General features: G+C 70.8%; 2 protein-coding genes. Both read right to left on the reverse strand.

What is annotated here, in order from left to right:
• Positions 1 to 195: 195 nt before the first annotated feature.
• The gene (locus G3I40_RS39665) at positions 196 to 2,040 is read right to left on the reverse strand and encodes a PQQ-binding-like beta-propeller repeat protein (RefSeq protein WP_164559671.1); all 1,845 of its coding nucleotides are present in this window, start codon (positions 2,038 to 2,040) and stop codon (positions 196 to 198) included.
• A gap of 486 nt (positions 2,041 to 2,526) precedes the next feature.
• Positions 2,527 to 4,329, reverse strand: a complete 1,803-nt coding sequence (locus G3I40_RS39670) for an ABC-F family ATP-binding cassette domain-containing protein (protein ID WP_164559672.1) — start codon at positions 4,327 to 4,329, stop codon at positions 2,527 to 2,529.
• Positions 4,330 to 4,606 lie beyond the last annotated feature (277 nt).

Consider the following 4,606-nt stretch of genomic DNA (forward strand, 5'->3'; position numbering starts at 1 on the left):
CGTGGGCGCGCCGAAGCCGCCGGCGGGCGGCTGGGCCGGGGCGGGCGGGGTCTGCGGGGACTCCGGCTGCTTGGCGAACGGATCGCGCGGCGGCTCGTTCGGCGGCTGGGACGGTGGCTGGGGCGGCTGCGTCATGACGTGGGTACCTCGGGGGCGTGAAGACGGGGACGAAGGAGGGTGAGCGGGTGCGTGACGTCAGTCGCCGTACGCGAGCATCAGCTTCTGCTGGCCCTTGGCGCTGCCGGACAGGCTGGTGGCGGAGAGGTAGAAGCGGCCGTCCTCCCAGGCGATGTCCTTGGAGTAGAAGCTGCTCTCGATCTCGGCGGTGCCCGCCGGGTTCTGCAGCAGCGTCTTCGGGGTGTGCGCGCCGGAGACCGGGATCGACACGACGCGTCCGGCGGTGCCGCCGTAGGAGGCCTCCATGTACGCGACGACGGCGCCGCCCTCGATCTTGATCGGCCGCAGCGACTGGTCCTCGGGCGACTTGACCCGCCAGCGCTCCTTGCCGCTGGTCAGGCTGATCGCGACGACCTCGTTCGCCCCGCCGGTCTTGCCCTTGGTCGGCATGTAGAGGGTGGAGGCGTCGGCGACGACGCCCTGGCAGCCGTCCAGCTTGCGGTCGAGCGAGAAGAAGCCGGAGGAACCGCAGTTGGTGTCGAGGCCGTCGACGCCGACCTCCGACTGCACGGCGCTGCTGTTGTTCTTGAAGGAGGCGATGTTGTACTTCTTGTCGTCCTCGTTGGTGCTGTACACGACCAGCGGGTCGACGGAGTACACGTTCGCGATCGACCAGTCCTTGGGGAACTTCTTGGTCCACAGGGCCTTGCCGGTGTCCGGGTCGAGCTGGCGCAGTTCCTCGTGCGCGTTCTTGCCGCCGGCGCCGCAGGACGCCACGGCGAGCAGCTTGTCCTTGTTGCCGGTGTACGCCTTGGGGAAGCAGTCCGCGCCGTACTGCTCGACGACGAACTTCTTCTTCGCGCCGGTCTTGGCGTCCAGGGCGAGGCCCGACATCGAACGGCCGACGATCAGGGTGTCGCTGCCGACGTAGCTGAGGGAGATGCTGGAGCCCGTGCCGTCGAAGGAGATGTCGTCGCCGCTCTCGTGCTCGGGGATCTTCGCCGTCCAGCCCTTCGCGCCGGTGTTCAGGTCGATCTCCTGGACCTGGTTGCAGTGGGCGCGCTCGCTGGTGCCGCTCATGTACGCGACGACGATCTTCCCGGCGTCGGACGGCTTCTTGGTCACCGAGCAGATCTTCTGCGGCAGCTTGATCGCCGGCCAACTGATCTGGCCGTCCCCGATGTTGTAGCCGAGGACCTCCTTGTACGCGGCCTTCACCGCGACCTTGTCGGCGATCCACATGCCGGGGGCGTCGGCGCCGTCGCTGGAGACCTTGGGGGCCGTCTTGTACCAGAGGACCTTCGCCTCGCCGCTCTGGCGGCCGGAGTTGAGGTCCTCCTCGCCGGCGTGGCCGTCGCCCTGCCCGTCGCCCGGGTTGACGGGCGTGGAGGCGGAGGAGGAGGCCTTGGGGTCCTTGTTCTTGTCGGCGGTGTCCTTCTTGTCGTCGTCACCGCCGCCGACCACGGCGAACACGACGCCGCCCGCGACGAGGAGCAGCGCCACGGCCGCGGCCGCGACGGCCCAGGTCTTCCCCTTGATGCCACCACCACCGCCACCACCGCCCGGCGGGGTCGGCTGCTGCTGCGGCGGGTAGCCGTACTGCGGCTGCTGACCGTAGGGGCCGGGCTGCTGGGCGTACGGTCCCGGCTGCTGGGGCTGGGCGTACGGGCCGGGCTGCTGGGCGTAGGGGCCGGGCTGCGGCTGCTGGCCGTACGGGCCCGGCTGCGGCTGCTGCGCGTACGGGCCGGGCTGCTGGGGCTGGCCGTACGGGCCGGGCTGCTGCTGAGGCTGCTGCTGCGGATATCCGTACCCGGGCGCAGGGGGCTGCTGCGGCGGGGGCGGGGTCTGCGGCTGCGTCCCGTCCTGTGGGTCCTGTGGTGCTCCGAAACCGCCGGACGGCGGCTGGTTGGGCGGCTGAGTCATCAGCGCTCCCCCCTCTTCACTGATGTACCGGCGCACGCCTGGGTGTTTTCCGGACGTTCTCAGGTCGGTCTCGGGGTGCGCTCAGGCCGCCCCCAGCCGCCCTTTCTATCACTCGGTGCACTAGCACAGAGGGCCGGTCCATCCCCTGTTCCCAAGGGAGGACCGGCCCGTGATGCGTCCGTTACGCGTCTCCACGCGGCCTTCACCAGACCTCTCGCGAGGACGCTCACGTTTACGCCAGAGCGGACTGCCTCGGAGTGAAGACGAACCCGCGCGCCCTTGTTCGCCGGTGCGGGTGCTCGCTGCGAGGGAGGAGAGCGGGGGTCCGGGCCTCGCTCGTACGGTCGCGTAGCGGCAAGGGCGGATGGGCCGGAATGCGGGCGGAGGTCAGGACATGACGTCAGCGGCGGAGGATGTGGGCATGAGGCGGGCCCGGCTCCAGGGGGCGATCTGAGCCAGAAATCCCTGCCTCAGGGAGGGGAGGACTCAGGCATCGTCGGCCAGTTCCAGCCAGCGCATCTCCAACTCCTCGCGCTCGGCGACGAGTTCCCGCAGCTCCGCGTCCAGCTCGGCCACCTTGGCGAAGTCCGTGGCGTTGTCGGCGATCTGGGTGTGCAGCTTGGACTCCCGGCCGGAGATCTTGTCCATCTGCCGCTCGATCTTCTGCAGCTCCTTCTTGGCGGCGCGGCTGTCGGCGGCCGACGGGCCGGACTTCGTCTCCTGCGCGGGGGCGGGCGCCGGGGTGGCGGCCTCGATCATCCGCTCACGGCGCTCCAGGTACTCGTCGATGCCGCGCGGCAGCATCCGCAGGGTGGCGTCGCCGAGCAGCGCGAACGTGTTGTCCGTCGTCCGCTCCAGGAAGAACCGGTCGTGGGAGATCACGACCATGGAGCCCGGCCACCCGTCGAGCAGGTCCTCCAGCTGCGTGAGGGTCTCGATGTCGAGGTCGTTGGTCGGCTCGTCGAGGAAGAGGACGTTGGGCTCGTCCATCAGCAGCCGGAGCAGCTGCAGCCGCCGCCGCTCACCACCGGACAGGTCACCGACGGGCGTCCACTGCTTCTCCTTGGAGAACCCGAACTGCTCGCACAGCTGGCCCGCGGTCATCTCGCGGCCCTTGCCCAGGTCGACGCGGTCGCGGATCTGCTGCACGGCCTCCAACACCCGCAACGTCGCGGGGAGTTCGGTCACGTCCTGCGAGAGGTACGCGAGCCGGACGGTCTTGCCGACGACGATCTTCCCGGCGACGGGCTGGACGTCGCCCTGCGAGGTGGCGGCGTCGGCGAGCGCGCGCAGCAGCGACGTCTTGCCCGCGCCGTTCACCCCGACGAGGCCGACGCGGTCACCGGGGCCGACCTGCCACGTCAGGTGCTTGAGCAGCACCTTGGGGCCGGCCTGGATCGTCACGTCCTCGACGTCGAAGACGGTCTTGCCGAGCCGGGCGTTCGCGAACTTCATCAGCTCGCTCTTGTCGCGCGGCTCGGGCACGTCCGCGATCAGTTCGTTGGCCGCCTCGATGCGGTAGCGCGGCTTGGAAGTGCGGGCGGGGGCGCCGCGGCGCAGCCAGGCCAGCTCCTTGCGCATCAGGTTCTGCCGCTTGGCCTCCTCGGTCGCGGCGATCCGCTCCCGCTCGGCCCGCGCGAACACGTAGTCGCTGTATCCGCCCTCGTACTCGTAGACGTCGCCCTTCTGCACGTCCCACATCCGCGTGCAGACCTGGTCGAGGAACCAGCGGTCGTGGGTGACGCAGACGAGCGCGGAGCGGCGGGCCTGCAGGTGCCGGGCGAGCCAGGAGATGCCCTCGACGTCGAGGTGGTTGGTGGGCTCGTCGAGGACCAGCAGGTCGGGGTCGTCGATGAGCAGCTTGGCGAGGGCGATACGGCGCCGCTCGCCACCGGAGAGCGGGCCGATCACGGTGTCCAGGCCCTGCGGGAAGCCCGGCAGGTCGAGCCCGCCGAACAGGCCGGTCAGCACGTCGCGGATCTTGGCGCTGCCCGCCCACTCGTGGTCGGCGAGGTCGCCGATGACCTCGTGCCGGACGGTGGCCGCCGGGTCGAGGGAGTCGTGCTGCGTGAGCACGCCGAGGCGCAGGCCGCCGCTGTGCGTGACGCGGCCGGTGTCGGCCTCCTCCAGCTTGGCGAGCATCCGGATCAGGGTCGTCTTGCCGTCCCCGTTGCGCCCGACGACGCCGATGCGGTCTCCCTCGGACACGCCGAGGGAGACTCCGTCGAGCAGGGCACGGGTGCCGTACACCTTGCTGACTGCCTCGACATTGACCAGGTTGACTGCCATTGCGCTCCGCTCCGGGGGGTGGGCCACGGGGGTGGGCCGACTATCAAGCGTAGTCGGGGTCGGGGTTTGCCATGGCGCCGTGGGGGGTGAGGGTCCGGTCGGCGGGTGCGGGTTGCGTCGTGGTTGCTCGCGCAGTCCCCCGCGCCCCCGAGGGCGAGGGCACCGCACGGTGCCCCCGAGGACGCCGTCGCGAAACCCCCCGCACCAGCGGAGCGACCTCGCGGGGCCGGGCCAGACGGCCCGCGCCCGGGGACGGGGGCGGGAGCGGGTGGCCGCG

Origin of the sequence: Streptomyces sp. SID14478 (assembly GCF_010548525.1) — a bacterium.
In the GTDB taxonomy this organism is placed as follows: Bacteria; Actinomycetota; Actinomycetes; order Streptomycetales; family Streptomycetaceae; genus Streptomyces.

Bases quoted from the DNA above. Each gene is read 5' to 3' on its own strand.
- G3I40_RS39665 (WP_164559671.1), bottom strand. From the start codon at position 2,040: ATGACTCAGCCGCCCAACCAGCCGCCGTCCGGCGGTTTCGGAGCACCA.
- G3I40_RS39670 (WP_164559672.1), bottom strand. From the start codon at position 4,329: ATGGCAGTCAACCTGGTCAATGTCGAGGCAGTCAGCAAGGTGTACGGC.